Origin of the sequence: Paractinoplanes rishiriensis (genome assembly GCF_016862375.1) — a bacterium.
Classification (GTDB): domain Bacteria; phylum Actinomycetota; class Actinomycetes; order Mycobacteriales; family Micromonosporaceae; genus Actinoplanes; species Actinoplanes rishiriensis.
Map to the genome: position 1 here is coordinate 108,202 of NZ_BOMV01000021.1, position 23,800 is coordinate 132,001.

Here is a 23,800-nt window from a genome sequence, read left to right on the forward strand (position 1 = left end):
GGGGCAACCTCGGAGTCAGCTGTGCAAACTACGCTTCGTCACCGGTGGCCGGCAGCAGCACCCGGAACGTGGCGCCGCCGCCCTCCCGGGTGTCCAGCTCCACCCACCCACCGTGACCGTGCACGATCGCCGCCACGATGGCCAGTCCCAGTCCCGAGCCGCCGCCCCGGCCCCGGGTGCGGCTGGAATCGGCCCGGTACAGCCGCTCGAAGATCCGCGGGGCGTGCTCCGGCGGCACACCGGGCCCGTCGTCGGACACCTCGAGGACCGCGAGCGCGGTGCCCGGCCGCACCAGAGCCGGTCCGGACACCACGCTGTCCGGCCGGGGCGGGCGGGACGGCAGCCGGCCCACCCGGACCGTGACCCGGGCGCTCGGCGGGGTGTGGTGCAGCGCGTTGGACACCAGGTTGGTGGCGACCTGCCGCAGGCCGTGCTCGTCGCCGAGCACGGTGCCCGGCTCGAACGTCTCGGAGTCGTCGTCCAGGCCGGACAGCGCCACCGGGCGGTCCGGCACCCGGGCGTGCGCGTCCCGGATGGTGTCGGCGGCGATCTCCAGCAGGTCGACCGGCCGCAGCGTCGCCGGCCGCTGCCGGTCCAGCCGGGCCAGCATCAGCAGGTCCTCGACCAGCACGCCCATCCGGCCGGCCTCGCCCTCGATCCGGCTCATCGTCTCGTCCAGGGCCGGTCCGGGCGGCGCGCCGCCGCGCCGGTACAGCTCGGCGAAGCCGCGGATCGAGGTGAGCGGGGTGCGCAGCTCGTGCGAGGCGTCCGCGACGAACTGGCGCAGCCGCTGCTCGGACGCGGTGCGGGCGTCGACCTCGGCCTCGATCCGGGTGAGCATCGAGTTGAGCGCGAGGCCGAGCCGGCCGGGCTCGGTGTGCGGGTCGGCGTCGGCCACCCGGCCGGACAGGTTGCCGCCGGAGATGTCGGTGGCCAGCCGTTCCATGCCGGTGAGCGGGCGCAGCCCGAGCCGCACCACGTACCAGGCCCCGGCGCCGAGCAGGAGCAGCACCAGCCCGGACACCCCGGCGTCGATCAGCAGCAGCTGGTCGGTGATCCGCTGGACCTCGTCGAGGCCGAGCCCGACCACGGCCACCCCGCCGCCCTCCCGGTCCGGCACCGCGATCACCCGCCAGTCGGTGCTGCCGTCGGCCGCCGCGACGGTGTACGGCCGCTTGGTCGCGGCCCGCTCGGTGAGCTGGGCGAGCGACCCGACCGGCGGGCGGACGCCGGACGGCGCGGTGCTGCGGAACGCGTCCATCGAACCGTCCGGGCGGAACACGTACGTGATCTGGTCGGCACCGAGCCGCGGCCGCGGTCCCGGTCCCGGCATCGGGCCCGGGCGCGGGAAACCGCCGTTGCGGAAATCGGCCTCGAACGGGCGGCTCATCCCGCGCAGCTGGTCGTCGATCCGGCCGAGCAGGTAGTTGCGGATCAGCACCAGGCCGGAGACGTTGACGACGATCAGGGCGACCGCGGCGAGCGCGCCGACCACCAGGACGAGCCGGGAACGCAGAGTCCAGTGGCCCCACCGCCGCAGTCGCCAGGTCACTCCTCGCCGCCGCGTGGCAGCCGCAGCGCGTAACCGACGCCGCGGACGGTGTGGATCAGCGGCGGGTCGGTCTTGTCGATCTTGCGGCGCAGGTAGTACACGTACGACTCCACGATCCGGCCGTCGCCGCCGAAGTCGTACTTCCACACCCGGTCCAGGATCTGCGCCTTGCTGACCACCCGGCCCGCGTTGATCAGCAGGTAGCGCAGCAGGTTGAACTCGGTGGGCGACAGGTCGATCAGCCGGCCGGCCCGGCGCACCTCGTGGGCGTCCTCGTCGAGTTCCAGGTCGGCGTAGCGCAGCACCCGCGCGTCGGCGGCCGTGTCGGCCGGTGCCACCTCGGGCTGGCTGCGCCGCAGGATCGCCCGGATCCGCAGAACCACCTCCTCGAGGCTGAACGGCTTGGTCACGTAGTCGTCGGCGCCCACCGACAGCCCGGAGATGCGGTCCTCGACGGCGTCCCGCGCGGTCAGGAACAGCACCGGCACCTGCTGCCCGGTGGCCCGCAGCCGGCGGGCCAGCTCGAAGCCGTCCAGGTCGGGCAGCATCACGTCGAGCACCACCAGGTCGGGCTCGAACTCCTCGATCGCCACCAGCGCGCGGTGGCCCGAATCGGCCACCCGCACCTCGAACTCGACCAGCCGCAACGTGGCGCTGAGCAGGGCGGAGATGTTCGGCTCGTCATCCACCACGAGCACCCGGGCGGGCCGCACCGGAGGCTCACCGAGCGCAACAGAGGAGCGGGATTCGGTCTGCACCCGAAAGGGATATCAGCGCTACCTAGGAATTTGCTATGAACGTCATGAAATTTGCCGGTCACAGCCGAATCAGATCGGCGACCTCCGCCGGCAGGCCGGGTGCCGTCAGTACGTGTCCCATCCCGGGCACGACGTGCAGTTCCGCACCCGGAATGGCGGCCGCCAGCGCCTCGCCGTGACCGAGCGGATAGACCGGATCCTGGTCGCCGTGCACGATCGAGGCCGGCGCGGTGATCGACGACAGCGGCGCGAGCAGGCTGGGATCGTCCCGCCAGACGGCCCGGTGATGGTTGGCCGCGGCCGCCGGGTCGGCGGCCCGGGACAGCGCCAGCTCGAGCATCGCCCGGGCGGCCGCCTCGTCGAACGGCCGCACCGGCCCGTTGAAGACCCGGAACAGGGCCACGTCCGACTCCACACCCGGCGGCAGCCCGGAGTCCACGTGCGCGAGAAACTCCGGCGACGGCGGCGGCAGATCGGCCGGGTCGGCCGGCTCACCGGCCCGTGCCCGCGCCCACGCCGCACTCGGGTCATGCCCCATCGGCGAACTGGACATGACGGTCAGCGACCGGACCCGGTCCGGCGCGTGCACCGCCAGCCACTGCGCGAGCATGCCGCCCAGCGAGGCCCCCGCCACGTGAGCCGACTCCAGCCCATAACCGTCCAGCACCGCCAGGCAGTCCCGGGCCATGTCGCTGATCGCGTACGGCTGAGCCTCGAAGTCGACAACACTGGACCGCCCGGTGTCCCGATGATCGAACCGGATAACCTGAACGCCACGCTCGACGAGCCGCTCCACCAGCGCATCCGGGCAACTGACCCCTTGAGCGGCCGACCCCATCACCATCAGAACGGCCGGAAGCCCCGGATCCCCGACCCGCTCGGTCCAGATCCGCAGCCGCCCGGACGCCACAAACCGCTCGCGCGCAACCAGCATGCCGGCACGGTAACCGCCGGCAGCAGCCGGCCGCCGGCATTTACGCCTGGTCCGGCCCCCTCGCTCAGTCAGCCGGGGGTGCCGGGGTGTAGGAGGCCACCGCCTCGGGACGGCCACATCATCCCGGCGCCCGGGGCCGCGGCCATCCAGCCCGGCACGACAATGCTCATGCACACCAAACCGGGCGCAGCCTGACCCGGTGACGCCTTTGCCCACCGGGAGTGGACCGGAGGTGATCTCGGTGTCCTGGTCACCGCGCAACCCACCGCGACCGGCACCCCGGGCGCCCGCCTTGAGTACCGCGGCGGGTGCGGTGCGACCTAGCATGTCTGGATGCGACGCATCCACGACGAGGACCTCACCGGGGCAGAATTCCGCGAATGCGACCTGAGCAGAGCGCGGATGGTCGGCGTGGTCATGCAGGACGCCGAGATCGACGGCCTGGTCACCAATCTTGTGGTCAACGGGGTCGAGGTGATGTCGTACGTCGAGGCGGAGCTCGACCGCCGGCACCCGGTTCGGCTACTGATCCGCTCAGATCAGCCGGACGACCTGAGAGAGGCCTGGCGACAACTGCGGGACGACTGGGCGACGACGACCGAGCGAGTCCGGTCCATGCCCGAGAACAGCGAACATCACGGCGTCGACGGCGAGTGGTCGATGCTCGAAACCCTGCGCCACCTTGTCTTCGTGCACGACTCCTGGTTCCGGCGCTGCGTGCTCGGGCTCTCCGAGCCGTTCACCGCCATGGGACTGGGTCCATCGTTCGTCATGGACCAGGAGGGCGGGCTCGACCCGTCCGCCCAGCCGGGCCTCGACGAGGTGCTCGCCGTCCGGGTCCGGCAGGCTTCCGAGGTCGAGGCATGGCTGGCCGAGGTCACGCCCGATCAGCTCGCGGAGACCGCGCCCGTCCCGCACGACGACAGATGGCCCCCGTACGCCAAGGGGCGGACCGTGCGGCAATGCCTCGGCATTGTGCTCAACGAGGACTGGGCTCACCACCGGTTCTGCAAGCGTGACCTGGACAAACTGTCGCATCAGGGTTCTTCACCGGTTGATGTGCGAACAGTGCGCGAGGTTCGGTGATCGGGGTGGCGGTGCCGCCGCTGAGGGCTCTGCCCACCGTGATCAGTCGAGGATCGACGACTGCGTCGCGGAGCGTGCAGAAGGTGAATTCTTATCGGTATTTCATCTCACAGGGCAGGCTGACAGAGCTCCGTGCCGCCCACGCCAAGCGGTGCTTCAATTCGCAAGCAAAATGCCGCGCAGGACCCAAAGATTGCTGACCGAATGAGCTCGGGACTCATCCGACGACTCGGGGATGCCGGGGTCGCCACCACATGCCGTAAGATCGCGCTCGCGACGCCACTGTAGACCGTGAGCCTGCCACCGAAAGGGGCCTAGAGGTGACCGACTCCTCCTCCGCAGACACCGCGGCGAGCGACAAGCTTGACTCTGGCGTGGCCCACACCGCTCGTGTCTGGAACTACTGGCTCGGGGGCAAGGACAACTACGCCGCCGATCGCGAGGTCGGCGAGGCCGTCCGGCAGGTGCTGCCGCACGTGGTCGTGACTGCGCAGGCCGACCGGGGATTTCTCATCCGCTCTGTCCGGTTCCTGGCCGGCGAGGCGGGGATACGCCAGTTCCTCGATGTCGGCACCGGCCTGCCGACGGCCAACAACACCCATGAGGTTGCCCAATCGGTCGCGCCGGAGTCGCGGATCGTCTACATGGACAACGATCCGCTCGTGCTGGTCCATGCCCGCGCCCTGCTCACCAGCACTCCTGAGGGTAAGACCGACTACATCGAGGCCGACCTGCACGATCCCGAGACGATTCTGCGGGCCAGCAAGGAGCTGCTGGACTTCACTCAACCGGTCGCGCTCACGCTGCTGGGAGTCCTGAACTTCATCCTCGACTTCGACGAGGCCCGAGCAATCGTCAAACGGTTACTGGCTGCCGTGCCGTCTGGCAGCTATCTGGCGATCGCCCATGCCAGCAACGAGGTGTTCCCCGACGACGCGGAACGGGTCCGGCAATTCTGGAACGAGAACGCCAAGCCACCCATCGTCTTCCGTACCGCCCGCGAGATCTCGGCGTTCTTCGAGGGCACCGAACTGCTGGAGCCCGGTGTGGTCTCGTGCTCGCGGTGGCGCCCGGATGGCGCCGCCCTCGAGATGCCGGCGGAAGTGCAGCAGTTCTGCGGAGTCGGCCGAAAACTCTGAGGACGAAGAAGGACGTAGCCGAAAGTCTCTCGCGTCGTGCGCCTCAGCCCAGGAAGCCCGCGCTGTACGCCACGGCGAAGCTGACGGCCATGGCAACGGCGCCGGCGAGCAGCACCCACAGCCCGCAGCCCAGGCTGAACCGCCCGTCACCGACCAGCTCCGCCTCGGTTTCGGCCGGCTCCCGGCTCACGATCAGGTAGCGGCCCCGGCGGGGCATCGTCAGCCCCGGCACCCCGCCGTCCAGCATGGCCGGCTTCCCGATCACGTGCAGCGGCTGACCGGCCACGATGTACTCCTCAAGAACGCCCACCTCGTCGACTCGGCGGCGCGCGCCCGGCCCGACCAGGCCGCGTTCGATCGCCGCCCGCAGGTACGGTCCCGGCTCGTCCCGCTTCGCGGTCAGCTCGTCGACCGCGCGGTGGACCAGTTGCTCGCCCGGCTGCCCCTCCGGGATGCGCGTACGCCGCCAGAGCGGCGGATATTCGTTGAAGAGGAACGCCTCCAGGAAGCTGCCCGAGACCGCGGCCGTGCCGGTCGAATCCGCTACCCCGAACGGCTCCCCGAACGTCTGCTCGAACAACACGCGCAACTGGCCCCGGTCCTCCCCCAGGCTGCGCCGCGTGTAAACCATCGTGCGGCACCACACCGCAGGCGTCCCGGCGAGCGGGGTGCGAACCGTCCCGGCCGGCCCCGGCGCCGTCAACCCGAACACGGCGTACCGCCGTGGAAGCGCGACGCCAAGCCGCACGGCCCCAGCGGGCGAGACGGGATGCCGCCGAATCCACCGAGCGTCGCGCCGGTTCTTCACCGCAAGCCAGACGAGGACGGGGGCGAGCATCACCAGCGCCACCCCGATGCACGCCATGATGGCAACGACGAACGTCACTCCATCAGCGTAGGAGACGACTTCATGCGGCGACTGGAACCTATCCGGGCAGGTCCCCAACGACACGACCGTGGGCCTCTGGGTCGAAACCGGCAGGCCACCAGGTGCGGCGGTTGGCGTAGGCGCCGGCTAAGTCGACGTCATCGAGCACTCGTCGCGCATCCGTACGTGCGCGCGGACGCGAACATAGGTGCGCCTGGGTCACTCTCATGTTGTGCTGCAGCTGCCGCCAACCCACATACGCGCCGGCCACGATGGCAACGGTGCCGAGACCCTGAACGAGCGCGGACCGGATCTGGTTGGTGGCAATCGCGGTCTCAACAGCCGACTGTTGTCCGACACGGTGGTCGAGGTCCCAGACGTAGGACTGCCGGCGCCCGCGGCCCGGTGCCCGGCAAGGGGGGAGCCGTGCGTGGACGACGGAACCTGATCTCTCAGCAGGGCTGGGCGCTACCGGAGGCGGGGAGCACCGGTCGGTGACGAACCTCAGGTGCGTGACGGCTTGGGGAAGCCCGGAAGACGTCGCCGGACAGCAGGCGGCAGGTTTCCACCCGGCCCATGCCGGAACTGGCCCGGGCATCGGCATCAGGCGCATCCGGCGTGCCTCGGTGGTCGGCGACTGATCGGTACATGTCGTACGCGTCCGCCAGTGCCCGCCGATGGGCCGGCTCGGGGACTGCGCATCGGGACGCACCCCGCTGGTAAGCGATCTCGGCGAGGCCGAGTCGCGCGCGGGAATACGTTGGGTCCACGTTTTCGTCGCGGTCACGTACTGCTGAGCCGAGTACTGGTACACCGCGCGCAGCAGCCGGACGTACGTTTCGAGCTGCTCCGCCGTTGAGGTCAGCAGGGCGTGGGTGGGTCCGGCGCCGGCGAGGTCGCCGATGTCCACGTCGCCGAAGCGCGCGTAGCCGGCCAGTTCCGCCGCCTCGCCGTGCCGGTCGCCGCCGATGCTGAACTCCAGGTTGACCTTGGTGTGGAAGCGTTGCGGGCGGAGAACCAGGGAAACGGCGATGTCCCCGTTGTGGGTCTTCCGTACGCGCTCCAGCGCTGCGGCGCGGTCGTCGTTGAGGTCGGTGACTCCGGAGCGGCATGGGCCGCCCACCTCGACCAGCGCTTGATCTTCGACGGAGGCGACGATCTGACGTTCGAGGGTGTCGACGATCGTCCGGGTCAGCTCCCGCGCCCGCGCAGCGTCGACGTTGTCCGTTTCGGGCCACTCGACGGCCGGGTCGGCGACGACGATGTTGTACGGGGCGGCGAGCCGGACCTCCGGCCGGAACATCCAGCAGGGGCGCTCTGGCAGGAGGCTGCCGAGGTCGGCTCTGAGCCCGATGAGCGCCGTGCACCCGGCGATCAGGCTCAGCGCCACGGTGTGGCGCTTCCGCATCCTCTCCGGGAGCAGCGCCCAGCGCCCAGGGGCATCCGGCGCCGGCTCCGCCTCCGGGTTACACGGTCGGTCACCGGAGTCCGCAGGATTCGTCACCCTTGCACCTAACTCAGAGATATATCGGGAAAGTATGTTATACCGTATTTGTTCATATAGCCGGGAACGCGAGGATGGATCGTGCGGACCAGCAGGCCTGGCTTAGCGGCAGCCGCATTGACGCTCGCCCTGTCCGTCGGTTCCTGCTCTCCGTCGCCGACCGAGCGGACCGCGGCCCCGAGACCGTCCACCCCGGTGACCAGTTCTGATCCGTCGGCCTCGTCGCCGTCGCAGATCGTGATCCCGCCGGACGTCCGACCGAACACTCCCCCCACGCCGGACGCCACGATCGTCTCGTGGCCGTCCGACGACCCGCCCGCCCGGCGAGCTCCCACCGCCCGTACGGATCGCCGGCCGTCACCACTCCCCCATCGCAAGCCGGCGCAGCACCTCGATCCCACAACGAAGGCGGAGAGCCAAAGCCCTAAGCCAGCGCCGTCCAGCGATTCCACCAAGACGGACGGGATCCTCGCCCGCCGCGACCCGGTGCCGGGCGGTGTGCAGGCGCAGCTGCGCTACTTCCTGGGCGGCGGCGGTCCTCCGTGCATGGGGGGCGGGAAGTTCGACGTCACCGCAACAGACTCCGGGCGCCGGGACCACATCTCCGCGCCCGACATGAACACCATCTGCGTCTATGAAGCACGGCCGGGTATCCGCCTCGACGTGACACTGACGTCGCCCTCGGGCCGCCTGATCCGGGCCTGGTCGGTGGTACCCGCCGACGAACGCCCCATCACGTTGTCGCTGCGCAGCCTTCCCCACGATGAGATGGGCAACCACATCGTCCAGGCCATCCAGGGCAGCCGGTCCGTTGCGAAGTCCGTCGAGGTGCGGAACGTCCGGCACCCACAGCTCATCCCCTACGTCGACGACCGGCACGGGCAGCCCGGCAGCTTCCCGCCCACGAGCCCCCTCGGCACCACCTTCCGCGTGGCCGTCGGCGGATTCGCCCCGCACTCGGTAGTGCCCCTGCGCATCTACGGCGCCAAACTGGTGTCGGAGCCCGGTTACGCGTCGGGGTATGTGACGTCACATCCCGTACGCGTGGACGCGCTCGGCTTCGGCATCTGGGAGCTGCGCACCTCCGCCGTCGACCCGGCGGACTGCTACCTGGTCACCCATGAGTCGATCTCGGAAGACGACGTCACCGGCGGCGTGGAGTTCTGCTTGCGATAGCGCGCCTCCCGACCTCCCGTCTACCAGCATTCCCAGGAGGGCGCGGTGGCGCGAGAGGGCCGGGCCGCCCGCGCCGTGGGGCGCGTCACGGGCGGCCCGGAACTGCGTCCGTCCGGCCGTGCCGACTCAGGGGAGGCAGGCACGGCCGGGACGGAGCCCGGGGACGGGCTGGTCAGGCGCTCGGTGACGGGCTGGCCTGGGGCTGGAGCACCTTGCAGGCCGCCACGGCCTTCTGCACCGTGGGGTCGGTGGTGTTCAGCTGGCCGGGCGGTGTGGTGACGCCGTTTTCGCGGAGGCAGTTCAGGTAGGCCACGTTGGCGCCGTTGCCCCGGCCCCGGCCGTTGCCGCCGTCGTCGGGGCCGCCTCGGCCCTCGGGGCGCAGTGCGGCGCAGGCGGTCTGGGCCTTCTCCCAGGTGGCGTCATCGATGCCCTCGGGCTTGCGGAAACCGCCGCCCGGGAAGCCGGGGCCGTCGCTGCCGTCCGGGCGGGGCATGCCGGACGGGCCGCCCGAGGGGCGGGTCCGCGGGCCGCCGGACGGCATCGTGATGGTTACGCCGTTCTTCTGCATGCATTCCGTGTAGGCGGCGAATCCGCCCGCTGGATTTGCGGTGGTGCCGGAAGAGTCGTCGGAGCTGCCACCGCAGGCCGCCGTGAAGGCCACGGCCACGGCCGCCGCGAACAGCGCCGCCGTCAAACTGACTCTGCGCACGAAAGCCTCATTTCCTCGACACCGATGTGGTCGCACCACCCAAGCCGGTCAATCTGCACGCCACGTCGGACCCGGCTCGGAGTTCGCTCGGAGGACCTGTGCTGACGCTGTGTGTCTTGGCTCCCAGCGAACTCCGAGGGAGAACCGAGCCGGCGGCGAGGACGGTCCGTGACACTTCGGCGCCATGGGTGAAGTACTGGTCGGCCGTCGGCGCCTGCTCTGGGTGGTTGCGGCGGTCGTCGCGCTCGCGCTGGTCACATTTTTGGTGGTACGCGCGGTGACCGCGGGCGCCACCGACAAGCCGGCCGCGGTCAGCACCGCGGCCGCCGACCGGGGACCGGTGAGCACCGCGGTGGCGACCACCGGCACGGTGCGGCCGGCGCAGACCCGCAGCCTCGGGTTCACGGTCGAGGGGGCGGTGGACAGCGTCGCGGTCCGGGCCGGCACCATGGTCACCGCGGGGCAGGTACTGGCCACGGTGGACGACGCCGAGGCGGCTGCCGCGGTTTCCAGCGCCCAGGACACGCTGACCGAGGCCCGGGCCGCCCTCACCGAGGCGCGCGCGGCCGCCACGACGTCCCCGACCGCGAGCACCGCCTGCGGCTCGAACGTCGCCGCCGCGTACGGGACCGGGAATTTGAGCCCGACGCCGACCGTGACCGCATCGCCCAGCCCGAGCCCCACCCGGACCGCGTCTCCGCGACCCGGCGTCGCGCCCAGCCGGACCGCCACCCGCACTTCCGGCCCCGCGCCGACCACCCGCAGTAGCGGCGGCCCCCAGGACTGCGGCGGCGGGCAGAACACCGGCGGCGGTCCCGGTGGGGGCGGCGACGCCATCCTCAGCGCCGAGCAACGCGTCACCACCGCGATCACCGCCGTGGAGAAGGCCGAGGAGGCGCTGGCCGGCGCCACCATCAGGGCGCCGATCGCCGGGCGCGTGCTCACCGTCGCCGGCAAGGTGGGCAGCCAGGTCGGTGCGGGGGCCACCTTCATCACCCTGGCCGACATCTACGACATGCAGGTCAGCGCAAACTTCCCGGAGGCCGACGCGGACCGGCTCGCGATCGGGCAGAAGGGCGCGGTCACGCTCGCCGACCGGCCGGGCGAGGAGTTCGCGGCCACCGTGGTGCAGGTCGACCCGGTCGGCACCAGCGACGGCACGATGGTCCGCTACGGGTTGCTGCTCGCCTTCGACGAGGCGCCCGAGGACCTGCTGGTCGGCCAGAGCGCCCCGGTCCGGGTGACCACCGGCGCGAAGTCCGAGGTGCTGCGAGTGCCGAGCACCGCGGTGCACGACGTACGGGGCGACACCGGCACGGTGCTCAGGGACGGCGCCCGGGTGACGGTCGGGGTGGGCCTGCGCGGCGACCGGTACACCGAGATCACCGCCGGCCTCCGCGACGGCGACCTGGTCGTCCGCTCCTGGTAAGGAAGGCGATCCCTAACCACTCAGCGCGCGGTCTGGCCGATCAGCAGCCGGCGGCGGCAGGCGACCAGGTGGCCCGCCAGGATGCCGGGCTGGCCGCCGCGCACGCACGCGTCCGCGCCGGCGGTGAGCACGCCGGCCACCACCTCGCCGGGTGCCGCGTCGTCCACCACGGCGACGATCTGGGTGCGGGCGGGCAGCACCCGGCGGGCCAGCGTCACGTCCCGGACCGTGGCCGCGGTGATCAGGACGAGTTCGCCCGGGCGTACGTCATCAAGGTCTTCTGCCACCCGCAGCGACCAGCCGGCCGGCAGATGCTGGTCGAGGCCGGCGGCTCGGCCCCGGTGGCCGAGCACGGCTACCGCGGGGCGCGGGCCGCGCGGGCGGGGCAGGCTCGACGGGCGGACCGGCAGATCTGTTGCGGTGGCGCTGGCGGTCCGCGTCTCGGTGTTGCGAGTTAGCTGCACGAGCATGCCTCCCACGATTCGCCGGAAGGCTTGGCCGGCGATGTGCCGTTGCTGTGGGTTGGATGTGCAGAGCGTGATCGGCGATCTACGCGCTGTCCCGCCGGACCAGACTGACGAGATCGGCCGACGGGGCCGGCGGGGCGGGGCGGCCGGCGATCGCGGCCACCACGGTCGCGGTCAGGAACTCGGCCACCGCGGCCTGGTCGGTGGTCACCGTGGTCAGCGGGGGCACGGCCAGGCGGGCCGGCGGGATGTCGTCGACGCCGATCACCGCCAGGTCGCCGGGAGCGTGCAGGCCCAGCCGCCGGACGCCGCTGAGCACGGCGAGGGCCACCTCGTCGTTGTACGCGCAGACGCCGGTCACCCCGGCCGCCTGCCACCGGCGTACGGCTGCCGCTGCCGAGCCCGGATCAAGCGCGACCGTCTCGGTGGCCGGACCACCCACCCGGCTCCTCCGGCAGGTCTGCCGGACGCCGGCCAGACGCGGGTCGGCGAAGATCCGCAACCGCTCGTCGTCGGGATAGGCGTAGCCGAGCCGGGAGTGCCCGGTGGAGACCAGGTGCTCGGCCTGCCGGCGGCCGATCAGGTCCTGCGGCACGGTCGACTCGCGCTCATGCTCGCCACCGTGGCCGAGCAGCGCCACCACCAGGGCCACCCCGGCGGACCGCATCGCGGCGATCTCGGCGGGCGAGAAATCGGACCAGGCGATCACCGCGGCCGGGGTGATCGCCTTCCAGATTTCGCCAATCGGGCGGTCTTCACGGTTCCCGGGGTGTACCACAAAGGTGAGGCCCTGCCGGGCCAGCGCGGTCGAGAGGTTGTTGAGAGTCGAGCCCAGCTCGGGACCGATCGGCCAGTCCGGCAGCAGGCACAGCACCACGTCCGAGCGGCCGGTGCGCAGCGTGCGCGCGGCGGCCGAGGGCGCGTAACCCAGCCGGGTTGCGGCGTCCAGGACGCGGGTGCGGGTGCCGGCCGAGATGGTCTGTTTGGGGGTGTCATTGAGCACATAGCTGACCGTGGCCCGGGAGACGCCGGCGAGCCGCGCCACGTCGGCGCTGGTGACCCGGCGGGTGCTGTTCTGACTCATGATGACAACCTTACTTACACGTGTAACCATGGTGCCATGACCGACGACCTCGCAGCCCTAGTCAAAGCGCTCGACCTGCCCGCCAAGGTCCGGCTGCTCACCGGCGCGTCCGCGTTCACGCTGCATCCGGAGCCCGCCGTCGGGCTCGCCGAGATGCGGTTCTCGGACGGCCCGACCGGGGTGCGCGGGCTCAAGTTCAGCGGCGGCCGGGTGGTTTCGCTGTTCCCCAACGCCACGCTGCTCGCTTCCGCGTGGGACGAGCAGGTCGCGTACGAGGTGGGCCGGTTGCTCGCCGAGGAGGCGGCCGCCCAGCAGATCCACGTGGTGCTCGGGCCCACCATCAACCTGCACCGCAGCGCGCTCGGCGGCCGGCTGTTCGAGGCGTACTCGGAGGACCCGCTGCTCACCGGGCGCCTCGCCGCGGCGTACGTGCGCGGTTTGCAGGATCTTGGCATTGCCGCCTGCCTCAAACACCTGGTGGCCAACGAATCCGAGACCGACCGCAACACGATGGACAGCGTGGTCGACGAGGCCACCCTGCGCGAGCTGTACCTGCTGCCGTTCGAGATGGCCACCGACGCCTGGTCGATGATGGCCGCCTACAACGACGTGAACGGGGTCGCGGCCACCGAGCAGCACCACGTGATCAACGAGATCGTGAAGGACTCCTGGGACTACCCCGGCCTGATCATGTCGGACTGGTTCGCCACCCGCACCGCCGCGTCCGCCGCGAACGGCGGCCTCGACCTGGTGATGCCCGGCCCCGACGGCCCGTGGGGCGACGCGCTGGTGGCCGCGGTCCGCGCCGGTGAGGTCGACGAGTCGACGATCGACGACCACCTGAGCCGCCTGCTGCTGCTGGCCCGCCGCACCGGTGCGCTGGGCACGCCCCGCACCTGGCCGGACGACCTGCCCGCGCCCGACTCGGCCCAGCGCCGCGAACAGCTGACCCGGCTCGCCGCCACCGGCATCACGGTGCTCCGGAACGAGGGTGACGCGCTGCCGCTGGCCCGCACCACGCGGGTCGCGCTGATCGGCCGGCACGCCCTCGAGACGATCGACATGGGCGGCGGTTCGGCCCAGGTCAACCCGCCGTACCAGGTGAGCGTCGCGACCGGCCTGGCCGACCTGCTGGGCGACACCGTCACGGTGACCGACGGGGTGGAGGTACGCACCAGGCCGGTGCCGCCGCGCTTCCTCACCGAGGTCCGGGCGACGCTGTACGACGCCGACGGCAAGGAGCTGGAGCAGCGGTCCTGCCCGCAGGGCACGACCATGATCGGGATGGACGACGACTTCGAGGAAACGGTCCGCGCGGTGCACCTGACCGGCCGGATCGGCGTCACCGGCGCGCTCGAACTGGGCGGTCTCGGCGTCGGCTCCTGGACGGTCAAGGTCGGCTCCCAGACGGCGACGTATTCGCAGCGGCTCGAGGGCGGCGGCTTCGGCATCGAGGCACTGGCTCCCCCGGTGCGCACCGACCGCTTCGACGCCACCGCCGGCGACCTGATCGAGGCCACCGTCGAGGTGACCGGCTCGATGGGTCTGTACGGCCTGGTCGGCAGCACCGCGCCGCGCACCACCGTCGAGGTCATCGACGAGGCGGTGCGCGCGGCTGCCGCGGCCGAGGTGGCGGTGGTCGTGGTCGGCCTGACCGAGGAGCAGGAGACCGAGTCGGTGGACAAGTCCACGCTGCGGCTCCCCGGTGCCCAGGACGCCCTGGTCGAGGCGGTGGCCGGCGCCGCACGCCACACGGTGGTGGTGGTCAACGCGGCCACGCCCGTGCTGATGCCGTGGTTGTCCCGGGTGGACGCGGTGCTGTGGGCCGGGCTGCCCGGCCAGGAGGGCGGCCACGCGGTCGCGGCGGCGCTGCTGGGCGACATCGAACCGGCCGGCCGCCTGGTCACCACGTTCCCCGCGGCCGACGGCGCCGCTCCGGCGTGGTCGGTCACGCCGGTCGAGGGCAAGCTGGCGTACTCCGAGGGCACGTTCATCGGCTACCGCGGCCATTTCGCCGGCCGCGCCGCCGAGCCGGCGTTCTGGCTCGGGCACGGCCTCGGGTACGGCAAGTGGGAGTACGCGGAGGCCCGCCTGGACTCCGGCGCCGTGGTGGTCCGGGTGACCAACGTGGGCGAACGCGCCAGCCGCGAGGTCGTCCAGGTCTACTGGCGGCCGGCGGCCCGCGACGAGCCGGTGCGCCTGGTCGGCTGGGCCGGGGTCACGGTGGCGGCCGGCGACTCCGCCGAGGTGACCGTCCACCCCGACGAGCGCCTGTGGCGCAGCTGGGACACCGCGGCCGGCACCTGGACCCGGCTGCCCGACGAGGGCGGCGAGTTCCTGGTGGCCCGCGGCCTCGGCGACATCCGCGCCACCCTCGGCTAGAGAAACTGGAAGAGGCGGGCGCCCGGCTCCAGCCGGGCGCCGTTCGCTTTCCGGAGTCGCGACATCCCCACCCGGAACCGGGCATCTTCCGGCCGCACAAAAGCCAATTCCAGGAAGCCGTACGCCGCGAAGCCGTCCCGGACGTCATCGCTGCGATCGCCCGCGCCCAACCCCCGCCCGCGCGTCCAGATGACAATCCCACCCGGCACCATGAGTGCCGGCAACGCCGCCACGGTCCGTCGCATGTCCGCATCACTCAAATTGCCGAACACGCCGCACGCCAACACGATGTGAGCCCGCCCGACATCACGGTAGGTGTCGGCGGCACCGGCATCCACCGTCCGAACGTCGACGCTCCGCAGCCCCATCGAGCCCGCGGTCCGCCGCGCCCGCCCCGACAGTTCCGGGTCGAGCTCGAGGAGAAGTCCCCGCACGTCCGTTCCCGCCGGATGCGCGGCCAGCACCGGCAGCACGTCCCGCCCGTCCCCGGCACACAGACTGATCAGCCGCCGGCCGCCGGCGGGGTCGCGGGGCGCTTCCCCCAGCGCACGCCAAAGATGACAGCGAACCACCGCAAGCCGCCGAGCAAGCGACGACCGCGGCGCCTCGTAGTCCCCATGCCAGCGAACCCAGTCCTGCCCCACGCTCACATTCAACAAGCTCGATCAAATCCCCGCACGCGAGCCGATCACTCCGCAGCCTCGAGTCTCGACCGATGAGCACCCCGTCCCACCATCCGGTTCCCGGCGCCCCAGAGCGTGACATTTCGCCGCATTAATCTGCTTGCCGAGCCCACGGCTCGCGGGCGGGCCGCGGACTCGCGGGCCGCGGGCCGCGGCGATCCCTTCGCCCGCAGACCCGCAGCATCTCCCCTTCGCCAGCTACCACGACGAATCTTTCTCGCCAGCGACCCCGGCCTTCCACCCCGATCGGAATTTCGGTAACAGGGAGATTTAGCGGGGAACGGCGTGCCGCTAGGCCTCGGTGGGTTCTTCCAGGTGGGCGGCTGCGCGGAGTTCGGCGTGGAGCTTGCCGGTGGCGGGGGTGTCGGCGGTTGCCGGTGGTTGTTCGCCCAACCAGTTGCGGACCGCGGCTAGCACCTCGGTGCCGGCGGCGCGGCGGGCGTGCCGGCAGCGCAACCGGCGTCGCCATCTGCGGCGGGGCCATCCTCGGCCGGGTGAGCCCACGTCGGTAGCCTCCGATCGCGAGACACGATGATCATGTGACGATAACCCGTCGGCGGGCGGTGGGCGCTCGGCCGGAACGACGTTCCACCTCGGCCGATGGGTGGCCGATGGTCCGCTGTTCGCCCGACGGCCGGCTGCGGGGAGGACAGTCCGGTTGCGCACCCACGGCCGGCCGGCCGGACCGCACCGACGGCTTGTGCTCGTGGCCTGCGCGCCGCCGGCCGGAGCGCAAGAGGGCACCCCGCCCCCGGCCGGAACGCAAAGGCACCGGCCGTCACCGAGCACCTGCCCGGCGGCGGCCGGTTTTCCTATTGCTGCTTGGCTAAGACTCTCGGCGCTTGGGATTCGGCGTCGAGGCCGTATACGCGCTTCAGGTCCTCGATGGCCTTCAGCTGGGCTCTGCCGTGTGGGCTCGCGCAAGCCTCGCCCTCGTCGCCGGATACCGGGTCGAACGAGTGCAAGACTATGCGCTCCAGCAGTTCGCCCAGGGTTTCGTCGTTGAATTCGGCCAAGCCCTTGAGGACCTTGACCAGGCGGACCTCCATGCGGACGCCCAGTTGGACACGTGCCGCCCTGGTCGGCACGGCGCTAGAAACCGTACGTGAAGGTCAGGTTGGCCACGCCGCTGGAGTTGGCGTTGCGCAGGAACCAGGTGGGGGTGGCGCCCACCGGGTTGTTGACCATGCCGGGCGTGTCGGTGCCGTTGGCGTTCCAGTCGCCGGTCAGCGGCCAGCCGTAGGTGAATCCGTAGTTGAAGACCACGTTGCTGGCGCCGGCACTGTTGGAGTTTCGCAGGTGCCAGAGCGGGTTGTCGGCGTTCGTGACGAAGCCGGGGGTGTCGTTGCCGCTGCCGTTCCAGTCGCCGACCACCGGTGAGCCGCCGGCACCGGCGTAGGCGAACGTGTAGTCGGCCGTCCCGGACGAGTTGGAGTTGCGCAGATACCAGGTGGGCGTGGCGGCGTTCATGTCGACCAGGCCGGGCGTGTCGGTGCCGTTGCCGTCCCAGTCGCCGACCACGACGGCGACCGTGTCCTCGGCGAAGCGGAAGCCGTACGTGAAGGTGACGTTCGCGGCGCCGCTCGTGTTGGAGTTTCGCAGGTACCAGGTCGGCGGGTTGGAGCTCATGTCGACCATCCCGGGAGTGTCGATGCCGTCGCCGTTCCAGTCGCCGACGACGGGTGTGCCGCCGAAGCCGTAGGTGAACGTGATGTTGGCAGCGCCGGCCGTGTTGGAGTTGCGCAGGAACCAGGTGTCGGTGGCCCAGTCGTACTCGCCGGGCGTGTCGACGCCGTCGCCGTTCCAGTCGCCGGCCAGGAACGGGCCGCCGGTCACGAAGGCCTGCGCCGGCGACGCCAGCACCGCGACCCCGGTGGCGGACAGCGCCAGGGCCAGCAGGGCACCGGCGACTCCGCGTGTTCTGTTTCGCATTGTCTCCCCCGTTTCGCTGCCCGGCCGCACGGCCGGGCATTGATGCCGGAATATTCACCAGGCGCGTCGGCGCGGGTCAATGCCATGCGGGATCCGGTACGGGTGGGATGCGCGATACCGCACCCGGCTTGCCGGGCGACCAGCGCGGGGGTGAGCATCGGGGAACGCCCGGCGCCGATCGAACCTTGCGGGATACCGCACAGCGCCGGGGCGAATCGGACACCCCTGGTCCGAGTAGGCTCCACTGTGGTTGCATCGCGGCCTGACCATCTACGGGGGAGTGACAGACGTCGCTCGGTCAGGAGGTGAAGGTGTCAGGCGTGCCGGTTCCACGGCCGTCGGTGTCGATCGGGGCGGCCGTGCCGTCGCTGGTCCGCTGGGGTCTGTCCAGCGACGCCGACCTGGTGTTCCGCACCCTTACGACGATGGGTTCGCGGGATTCCCGGACGCTCGCCGCCGAGCTGGGTCTCCCCCGCCGGCGCATCGACGAGTCGCTGGCCGAGTTGCGCAGCGCCGGCGCGGTGGCACCGGCCGAACGCGAGGCCCGCACCACCACCTGGGTCCCGCGTCCACCGGCCGACCTGGTGGCCGCGCTGCGCCGGCGCCGGCTGCGGCTGGTCGACCCGCACGCGCAGGTCCGCAACCACCACGGGGTGGTGACCGGCCTGACCGGCAGCGGGCTCCCGGTGACCGCGATCGGTGGCACGATCGGTGACGGCGTGCGCTACCTGCCGACCCGGCAGCTCACCCGGTTCCGGCTGGCCGAGCTCATGAACGCCGAACGGGACGAGCACCTGGCGATCAACACGGAGCAGGCCTTCGACGCCGCCTCGTCCCGGGCCGCCGCGCCGCTGAGCCGGCGGATCGTCGAGCGCGGGGTCCGGGTCCGGGTGCTCGGGCTGCCGCCGGCCGACCGTGACCTGGGCGTGGACGCCCCGCTGGTCGAGCAGCCCAACTTCGCCTACCGGGAAGGCCCCGAGATGCCGCTGAAGCTGCTGGTCATCGACCGGCGGGTGGCGCTGTTCCCGGCCGACCCGGCCGACTTGGAGCGCGGATACCTCGAGGTCAGCCAGCCGGGCGTGGTGCGGGCCCTGGTCATGCTCTTCGACCAGCACTGGGCGACCGCGGCCGACCCGCGCGCACGCTGCGTGCCCGAGATCGCCCTCTGCGACCGCGAGCACGAGCTGATCAGCCTGCTCGCGCAGGGCCACACCGACGTCAGCGCCGCGGCCGAGATGCGGATCAGCGCGCGCCTGATCACCAAGATCCTGCGGAACCTGATGGACCGCCTCGGCGTGGAGAACCGCTTCCAGCTGGGGCTGATGCTCGGCGCGGCCCGCAGCGTTCCGATCCCGCTGATGACGCCCACGGAGGTCAGCTGACATGTCTCCCCGCAAGCTTCTGCCGGTGCTCGCCATGCCGGTCGTGGCCCTGCTCCTCGGCGCGCTCATGTCGGCGCCCGGCAACGCCGGCACCAGCGAGCCGGGGTCCACTCCGGGGTCCTGGACCGGCGGCCCGATCTGTGCGGAGGGGACGATCAACGCCGGTCCGCCCACGTCGGACAGCCCGCCGCGGACGCCCCTGTTCATCAGCATCCAGCCCTGCGCCGGCACCGACCCGGCGGTGACGGCCCAGGCCCGGTGGGGCATTGCGCAGTATGCCGACACCTCCGCCTTCGTGGGCATCCTGACCAACCCGTTCGCCGCCGAGGGCCCGACGACGCGCGACACCTGGAACTACACCGTCGACGACCTCCGGGCCGGCCATCTCGGCACAATCCGGGCGGCGTGCCTCATCACCGACCCGCACACCCGGGTCGCCTGTGTGCGGGTCGTCGCGAACAGCTGGTCGGGCACGGTCGAGATCACGCCGTTGCCGGTCGACGACCCGCTGGTCACCCGGCCGGCGACGGTGCTGGGGATGGACAACACGATCGACCCGGTCTGCGCCTCCTGCGTCTGACCCGCACCATTGATCACCTATCCACGGGGGTAAGAGAATGTCACGTCGCAAACTACTGCCGGTGATCGTCATCCCGGTCGTGCTGGTGCTGCTCGGCGCCATGTTCTCGGCGTCCGGCAACGCCGGCACGGCCACGCCGGAGGCGCCCTGGCCCGGCCCGTACATCTGCTCCGAGGGCACGCTCACCAGCATCAATGCGGGCGATTCGCCGAACGGCAGGATGCTGGCCCAGATCGAGCCGTGCGCCGGCGCCGACCCGGCGAGGGTGGCGGAGGCCCGATGGGGAGTCGCGTTCTACCGTGACACCAGGGTGACCATCGACGCCAACTCCGGGACCTTTCACTACCAGTTGGACGGCCCGACCTACCGGAACTGGGAGCTGACCCCCGGCGATCTGACACCCGGTGAGCACGGCCGGATCCGGGCCGCCTGCATCGTCGTCAGCCAGCCGATCCGCCGCGCCTGCGTGCAGATCGACGCGGTCGACGGGGCCCTCGTGATCACCCCGTTGCCGACCACCGATCCGCTGGTCGCCCGCAAGGTCTTCGTCACCGACAACGACACGCCCAACCCGATCTGCGCCGGCTGCGTCTGAGGACCGACAACGACACGCCCAACCCGATCTGCGCCGGCTGCGTCTGAGGCTTGACCCGGCAGGACAGCCCGGTGGTCGCGGCAGGGGGCGCGACCACCGGGGAAGCTCGCGGGCGGCAGCCGCCGGAGGCGGGGTTCGCCACGATGCGGTTGGCGGCCCCGCCCGGCGTACTTCCGCGGTTTCAGGAAGCGCGACCCGCCACCACGTTGCCGGCCGCGCGGGGCAGGAGAAACGCCTCGATCGCGGGAATTGCCAGCAGGACGGCGAGGGCTACGAAGGCGAAGCGGAACGCGTCGAGGTCGAGGTTGGTGCCGAGGCGGACCAGCAGGGCGCCGATCGCCACGCCCAGCCCGGCGCCCAACTCCTGCAGCGTGGACATGAGCGTGTTGGCGCTGGTCATCCGCTCGCCGGGGACGTCGGCGAAGGCCACCGTGTTATAGGTGGTGAAGCCCGTCGAGCGGAAGATGCCGCTCAGCGTGAGCAGCATGATCAGCAGGATCAGCGGGGTGCCGGCGGTCAGGAAGGCGATGCCGACCAGGCAGGCGGCCGACGCGAGCACGCTGGCCAGCATCACCGGGCGCATGCCGAAGCGGCGCATCAGCGGGGTGGTCAGCGGCTTGATGCCGACGTTGCCGGCGAAAAGAGCAATGACCAAAAGGCCGGCGTACGCCGCGGACCAGCCGAACCCGAGCTGGAAGAAGAGCGGGAGCAGGAACGGGATCGCGGTGATCACGGCTCGGAAGACGGAGCCGCCCAGCGCGGTCACCCGGTAGGTGTGCACGCGCAGGATACGCAGGTCGACCAGCGGGCGGGTGACGCGCAGCAGGTAGCCGACGGCGAGGGTCAGCGCCAGGACGGCGGTTGCCAGTGCGGTCAGCGCGACCGGCCAGTTCGGAGCCGGTGCGGCGACGCCCTCCAGGCCCACCACCAGGGCGGCGATGCCGAGGGCGCCCAGCAGGAAGCCGCGCCAGTCCAGGCGGCCCGCGTCGTCGGCGCGCACGTCCGGCACCAGGCGCCGGGCCAGCACCAGGGCGACGATGCCGAGCGGGACGTTGATCAGGAAGATCCAGCGCCAGGAGGCGTACTGGCTGAGCGCGCCGCCCAGCGCGGGGGCGATCAGCGGGGCGACCAGGGCCGGCCAGGTGAGGTAGGCGATCGCGCGGACCAGGCCGGTCTTCGCGGTCGTGCGGATCACCACGAGGCGGCCGACCGGGACCATCATGGCGCCGCCCACGCCCTGCAGGACCCGGGCGGCGACCAGCGCGGTGAGGTCCTGGGCGGCGGCGCAGCCGATCGACGCCAGGGTGAAGATCACAATCGCCATGGTGAAGATCCGGCGGGCGCCGAAACGCTCGGTGAGCCAGCCGCTGATCGGGATCAGAACCGCCAAGGTCAGCACGTACGCCGTGATGGCGACGTTCACCGTGACCGGAGCCACCCCGAGGTCGGCGGCGATGTGCGGAGCGGCCGGGGCGATGATCGTGGCGTCCAGGATCTCCATGAAGAACGTGCCGGCGACCAACAGAGCCAGCGGTCGCATCATCGGTAGCGGCCCGCCGGCAGGAAATCGGCCGGCGCCAGGGCCCGGCCGGTGATCCGGACGTCGCCGAGCCAGCCGTAGAAGCCCCGGTGGACCGGGCCGGAGACGGTGGCGCCGAGCAGGAACGGCCGGCCGTCGGTGAGCAGGCCGGGGGCGGGGCGGCGCGGGTTGCGGGCGATCCGGGAACCGTCGATCCAGATCACCGTGCGGCCGCCGTCGTTGACCACGGCGACGTGCATCCAGACGCCGGTGGGCAGGGCGTGACTCCACGAGGTGCCGGTGCGGGTGGCGTACCGGAGGAAGAACTCGGGGGCCAGGTCGAGGCTGCACGGCGGGTCCGGGGTGGTGCCCTCCCAGCTGAGCAGGCCCATCCAGTCGTGCACGCCGACGAACGGGCTGGGCAGCTTCGCGAAGATCTCGATGGTGTAGCCGTCCCGGAAGGTCGCGGCGTTGAGCGGGGCGCCGGCCCCGGTGGTGAGGTGCGCGCCGCCGCCGTCGAAGTAGAGGCTGGCGTGCCCCGGGGCGGCCAGGTGATGGTCGGCGGACGGCTTCGGGCTGCCGCGCCGGATCGACAGGTCGTTGCCGTTGCCAGACTGGTCCCGGATGACGGCGCCCGGGCTGTCGAACCGCCAGTACGCGGCGGTGTGCCGGTCGACGACCTGGGCCGCGACCCGCGGTGCCGGCGCCGGTACGGGGTCGAAGGCGGCAAATCTGCGCGCGAAGTCGACCGCCACGCTGAACCGGTCGTGGTCGCCGGTCAGTTCCGCGGTCTCGGCCTCCAGCGGGGTGCGGTCCGGCTTGCCCAGCAGCCACGGGGCGAACGTCTCCACGTCGATCCGGTTGCGGTCCAGGTCGAAGTGGTAGAGCCGCACCATGCCGGCCCCGCCGTAGTAGCGCTCCTGGTAGTTCACGGTGTGGATGTGCACGTCGTGACCGGCCGCGTTCCGCAGGACGTTGCGGCCCGGGGGCCAGTCGTGCCCGCTGAGGGTCAGGAAGATCTGGTCGTGCTCCCGGATCAGCAGGTCCCACAGCCGCCGCCCGTTCCGGGACAGGAAGGCGCGCCCGTCCTCGTCACTGAAGGCGATGTCGTGCGTGGTGACGATGGCGGGCACCGTGGGGTTGGCGGCCAGCGTCGCCCGAGCCCACCCCAGCGCCCGGTCCGAGCTGCGCCAGTCGAGCGCCAGAATCAGCCAGCGCCGGTCGGCGGCGGTGATCCGGTGCGCGGTGTTGTAACCGTCCGGGCTGGCACCCAGATAGGTGGGGTCCTGCCGATACCGTTCCGGACCAAACCTTTCCAGGTACGGGGTGAGCCCGCGCCGATCGTCAGTGGTCTGATCGACGTCGTGGTTTCCGGCCACGACGCTGAACGGCAGCCGCGAGTCGACGGCTTCGAAGGTGGCGGAGACCTGAGCCATCTCACCGGCGCTGCCGTGTTCGGTGAGGTCCCCGAGCTGCGCCAGAAAGGCGATGTTGTCAGCCCCGCGGCGCGCGAGCAGGTAGTCGAGGGTGGCCCGGACCGGCGCGGGGTCGGAGCTGTCGGCGTCGAACAGGTATTGCGTATCGGGCAGCACAGCCAGCGAAAACCGCTTTCTGCCAACCTCGAACCCAGCGGCACCTCCCGAGCCGGCCACGCCCGAACCGGCCACGCCCGAACCAGCCGCGCCCGCACTAGCCGCGCCCGCACCGGCCGCGCCCGAGCCGCCCTTCGAGCCGGACATTTCCGATTTATCGCCTGACGGGGCCATTAGTGGTACGACCGCTGCGGCCCGCAGAAGATCTCGTCGCTCCACGATCGCAATCCTGACCGGGCTGCCCCGCCCACGCCAAGAAAAGTCGCGGTGTTGGGCACGGCAGACTACTCAGCGAGCGGCACCGGGCGGGAGCTGGGAGCGCGAGGCGCGGCAGGGCAACGCGGGAAAGCAGGGCAACGCGGGAAAGCGCGAGACGCGGCAGGGCAACGCGGGGAAAGCGCGAGACGCGGCAGGGCAACGCGGGAAAGC

The 23,800-nt window shown here is 71.5% G+C and carries 22 protein-coding genes; 8 read left to right on the top strand and 14 right to left on the bottom strand.

All coding sequences use genetic code 11. From position 1 onward, the window contains the following. Nucleotides 1-28: 28 nt before the first annotated feature. The 3 genes from Ari01nite_RS12030 to Ari01nite_RS12040 are packed head-to-tail and all read right to left on the bottom strand — an operon-like array spanning nucleotide 29 to nucleotide 3,244. Nucleotides 29-1,552: a sensor histidine kinase gene (locus Ari01nite_RS12030; protein WP_239162681.1), complete on the bottom strand. Its 1,524-nt coding sequence runs from the start codon at nucleotides 1,550-1,552 to the stop codon at nucleotides 29-31. After that, complete coding sequence (locus tag Ari01nite_RS12035; RefSeq protein WP_203781256.1) at nucleotides 1,549-2,310, bottom strand: response regulator transcription factor; 762 nt, start codon at nucleotides 2,308-2,310, stop codon at nucleotides 1,549-1,551. The genes Ari01nite_RS12030 and Ari01nite_RS12035 overlap by 4 nt, the downstream gene beginning before the upstream one ends. A gap of 58 nt (nucleotides 2,311-2,368) precedes the next feature. Continuing rightward, nucleotides 2,369-3,244, bottom strand: a complete 876-nt coding sequence (locus Ari01nite_RS12040) for an alpha/beta fold hydrolase (protein ID WP_203781257.1) — start codon at nucleotides 3,242-3,244, stop codon at nucleotides 2,369-2,371. A 333-nt stretch (nucleotides 3,245-3,577) separates the two neighbouring features. Here Ari01nite_RS12040 and Ari01nite_RS12045 point away from each other — a divergent pair, with 333 nt between their 5' ends. Then, nucleotides 3,578-4,330, top strand: a complete 753-nt coding sequence (locus tag Ari01nite_RS12045) for a DinB family protein (RefSeq protein WP_203781258.1) — start codon at nucleotides 3,578-3,580, stop codon at nucleotides 4,328-4,330. A gap of 320 nt (nucleotides 4,331-4,650) precedes the next feature. After that, nucleotides 4,651-5,469, top strand: coding sequence for an SAM-dependent methyltransferase (locus Ari01nite_RS12050; protein WP_203781259.1), 819 nt, complete (start codon nucleotides 4,651-4,653; stop codon nucleotides 5,467-5,469). Nucleotides 5,470-5,512: 43 nt separating this feature from the next. Here Ari01nite_RS12050 and Ari01nite_RS12055 read toward each other — a convergent pair whose 3' ends face one another. Then, nucleotides 5,513-6,355, bottom strand: a complete 843-nt coding sequence (locus Ari01nite_RS12055; RefSeq protein WP_203781260.1) for a hypothetical protein — start codon at nucleotides 6,353-6,355, stop codon at nucleotides 5,513-5,515. A 40-nt stretch (nucleotides 6,356-6,395) separates the two neighbouring features. Beyond that, on the bottom strand, nucleotides 6,396-7,727 hold the full coding sequence (locus Ari01nite_RS12060; protein ID WP_203781261.1) for a hypothetical protein: 1,332 nt from the start codon (nucleotides 7,725-7,727) through the stop codon (nucleotides 6,396-6,398). Between the two features lie 309 nt (nucleotides 7,728-8,036). On the opposite strand from Ari01nite_RS12060, the gene Ari01nite_RS12065 reads away from it, so the two are divergent. Beyond that, complete coding sequence (locus Ari01nite_RS12065; protein WP_203781262.1) at nucleotides 8,037-9,017, top strand: hypothetical protein; 981 nt, start codon at nucleotides 8,037-8,039, stop codon at nucleotides 9,015-9,017. A gap of 172 nt (nucleotides 9,018-9,189) precedes the next feature. Here Ari01nite_RS12065 and Ari01nite_RS12070 read toward each other — a convergent pair whose 3' ends face one another. After that, entirely contained in the window at nucleotides 9,190-9,726 is a 537-nt protein-coding gene (locus Ari01nite_RS12070) for a hypothetical protein (protein WP_203781263.1), read from the bottom strand. Nucleotides 9,727-9,910: 184 nt separating this feature from the next. On the opposite strand from Ari01nite_RS12070, the gene Ari01nite_RS12075 reads away from it, so the two are divergent. Further along, nucleotides 9,911-11,155: an RND family efflux transporter gene (locus tag Ari01nite_RS12075; protein ID WP_203781264.1), complete on the top strand. Its 1,245-nt coding sequence runs from the start codon at nucleotides 9,911-9,913 to the stop codon at nucleotides 11,153-11,155. A gap of 20 nt (nucleotides 11,156-11,175) precedes the next feature. Here Ari01nite_RS12075 and Ari01nite_RS12080 read toward each other — a convergent pair whose 3' ends face one another. Both Ari01nite_RS12080 and Ari01nite_RS12085 read right to left on the bottom strand, forming a co-directional pair. Next, a complete protein-coding gene (locus Ari01nite_RS12080; RefSeq protein ID WP_203781265.1) occupies nucleotides 11,176-11,625 on the bottom strand; it encodes a hypothetical protein in 450 nt (149 codons plus the stop codon). Nucleotides 11,626-11,704: 79 nt separating this feature from the next. Next, nucleotides 11,705-12,706, bottom strand: a complete 1,002-nt coding sequence (locus tag Ari01nite_RS12085) for a LacI family DNA-binding transcriptional regulator (RefSeq protein ID WP_203781266.1) — start codon at nucleotides 12,704-12,706, stop codon at nucleotides 11,705-11,707. 36 nt (nucleotides 12,707-12,742) lie between these two features. On the opposite strand from Ari01nite_RS12085, the gene Ari01nite_RS12090 reads away from it, so the two are divergent. Further along, nucleotides 12,743-15,088 (top strand): beta-glucosidase family protein, encoded by a 2,346-nt coding sequence (locus Ari01nite_RS12090; RefSeq protein ID WP_203781267.1) that lies wholly within the window; start codon nucleotides 12,743-12,745, stop codon nucleotides 15,086-15,088. Here the strand turns inward: Ari01nite_RS12090 and Ari01nite_RS12095 are convergent. The 4 genes from Ari01nite_RS12095 to Ari01nite_RS12110 form a co-directional block, all read right to left on the bottom strand. After that, entirely contained in the window at nucleotides 15,085-15,732 is a 648-nt protein-coding gene (locus Ari01nite_RS12095) for a class I SAM-dependent methyltransferase (RefSeq protein ID WP_203781268.1), read from the bottom strand. The genes Ari01nite_RS12090 and Ari01nite_RS12095 overlap by 4 nt on opposite strands. Before the next feature lie 330 nt (nucleotides 15,733-16,062). After that, a complete protein-coding gene (locus tag Ari01nite_RS12100) occupies nucleotides 16,063-16,227 on the bottom strand; it encodes a hypothetical protein (protein ID WP_203781269.1) in 165 nt (54 codons plus the stop codon). Nucleotides 16,228-16,583: 356 nt separating this feature from the next. Further along, nucleotides 16,584-16,820 carry a hypothetical protein gene (locus tag Ari01nite_RS12105; RefSeq protein ID WP_203781270.1) on the bottom strand — a complete coding sequence of 79 codons (237 nt, stop codon included), beginning with the start codon at nucleotides 16,818-16,820 and terminating at the stop codon, nucleotides 16,584-16,586. A 43-nt stretch (nucleotides 16,821-16,863) separates the two neighbouring features. Beyond that, nucleotides 16,864-17,703, bottom strand: a complete 840-nt coding sequence (locus Ari01nite_RS12110) for a hypothetical protein (RefSeq protein ID WP_203781271.1) — start codon at nucleotides 17,701-17,703, stop codon at nucleotides 16,864-16,866. A gap of 320 nt (nucleotides 17,704-18,023) precedes the next feature. On the opposite strand from Ari01nite_RS12110, the gene Ari01nite_RS12115 reads away from it, so the two are divergent. The 3 genes from Ari01nite_RS12115 to Ari01nite_RS12125 all read left to right on the top strand — a co-directional run bounded on the left by Ari01nite_RS12115 (nucleotide 18,024) and on the right by Ari01nite_RS12125 (nucleotide 20,260). Continuing rightward, nucleotides 18,024-19,085, top strand: a complete 1,062-nt coding sequence (locus Ari01nite_RS12115; RefSeq protein ID WP_239162682.1) for a helix-turn-helix transcriptional regulator — start codon at nucleotides 18,024-18,026, stop codon at nucleotides 19,083-19,085. Between the two features lies 1 nt (nucleotide 19,086). Then, nucleotides 19,087-19,665: a hypothetical protein gene (locus Ari01nite_RS12120; protein WP_203781272.1), complete on the top strand. Its 579-nt coding sequence runs from the start codon at nucleotides 19,087-19,089 to the stop codon at nucleotides 19,663-19,665. Between the two features lie 61 nt (nucleotides 19,666-19,726). Beyond that, complete coding sequence (locus tag Ari01nite_RS12125) at nucleotides 19,727-20,260, top strand: hypothetical protein (protein WP_203781273.1); 534 nt, start codon at nucleotides 19,727-19,729, stop codon at nucleotides 20,258-20,260. 181 nt (nucleotides 20,261-20,441) lie between these two features. On the opposite strand, the gene Ari01nite_RS12130 is transcribed toward Ari01nite_RS12125, so the two are convergent. Further along, the gene (locus tag Ari01nite_RS12130; RefSeq protein WP_239162683.1) at nucleotides 20,442-21,800 is read right to left on the bottom strand and encodes an MFS transporter; all 1,359 of its coding nucleotides are present in this window, start codon (nucleotides 21,798-21,800) and stop codon (nucleotides 20,442-20,444) included. Next, complete coding sequence (locus tag Ari01nite_RS12135) at nucleotides 21,800-23,371, bottom strand: LamG-like jellyroll fold domain-containing protein (protein ID WP_239162684.1); 1,572 nt, start codon at nucleotides 23,369-23,371, stop codon at nucleotides 21,800-21,802. Before Ari01nite_RS12135 ends, Ari01nite_RS12130 begins: the two co-directional genes overlap by 1 nt. Nucleotides 23,372-23,800 lie beyond the last annotated feature (429 nt).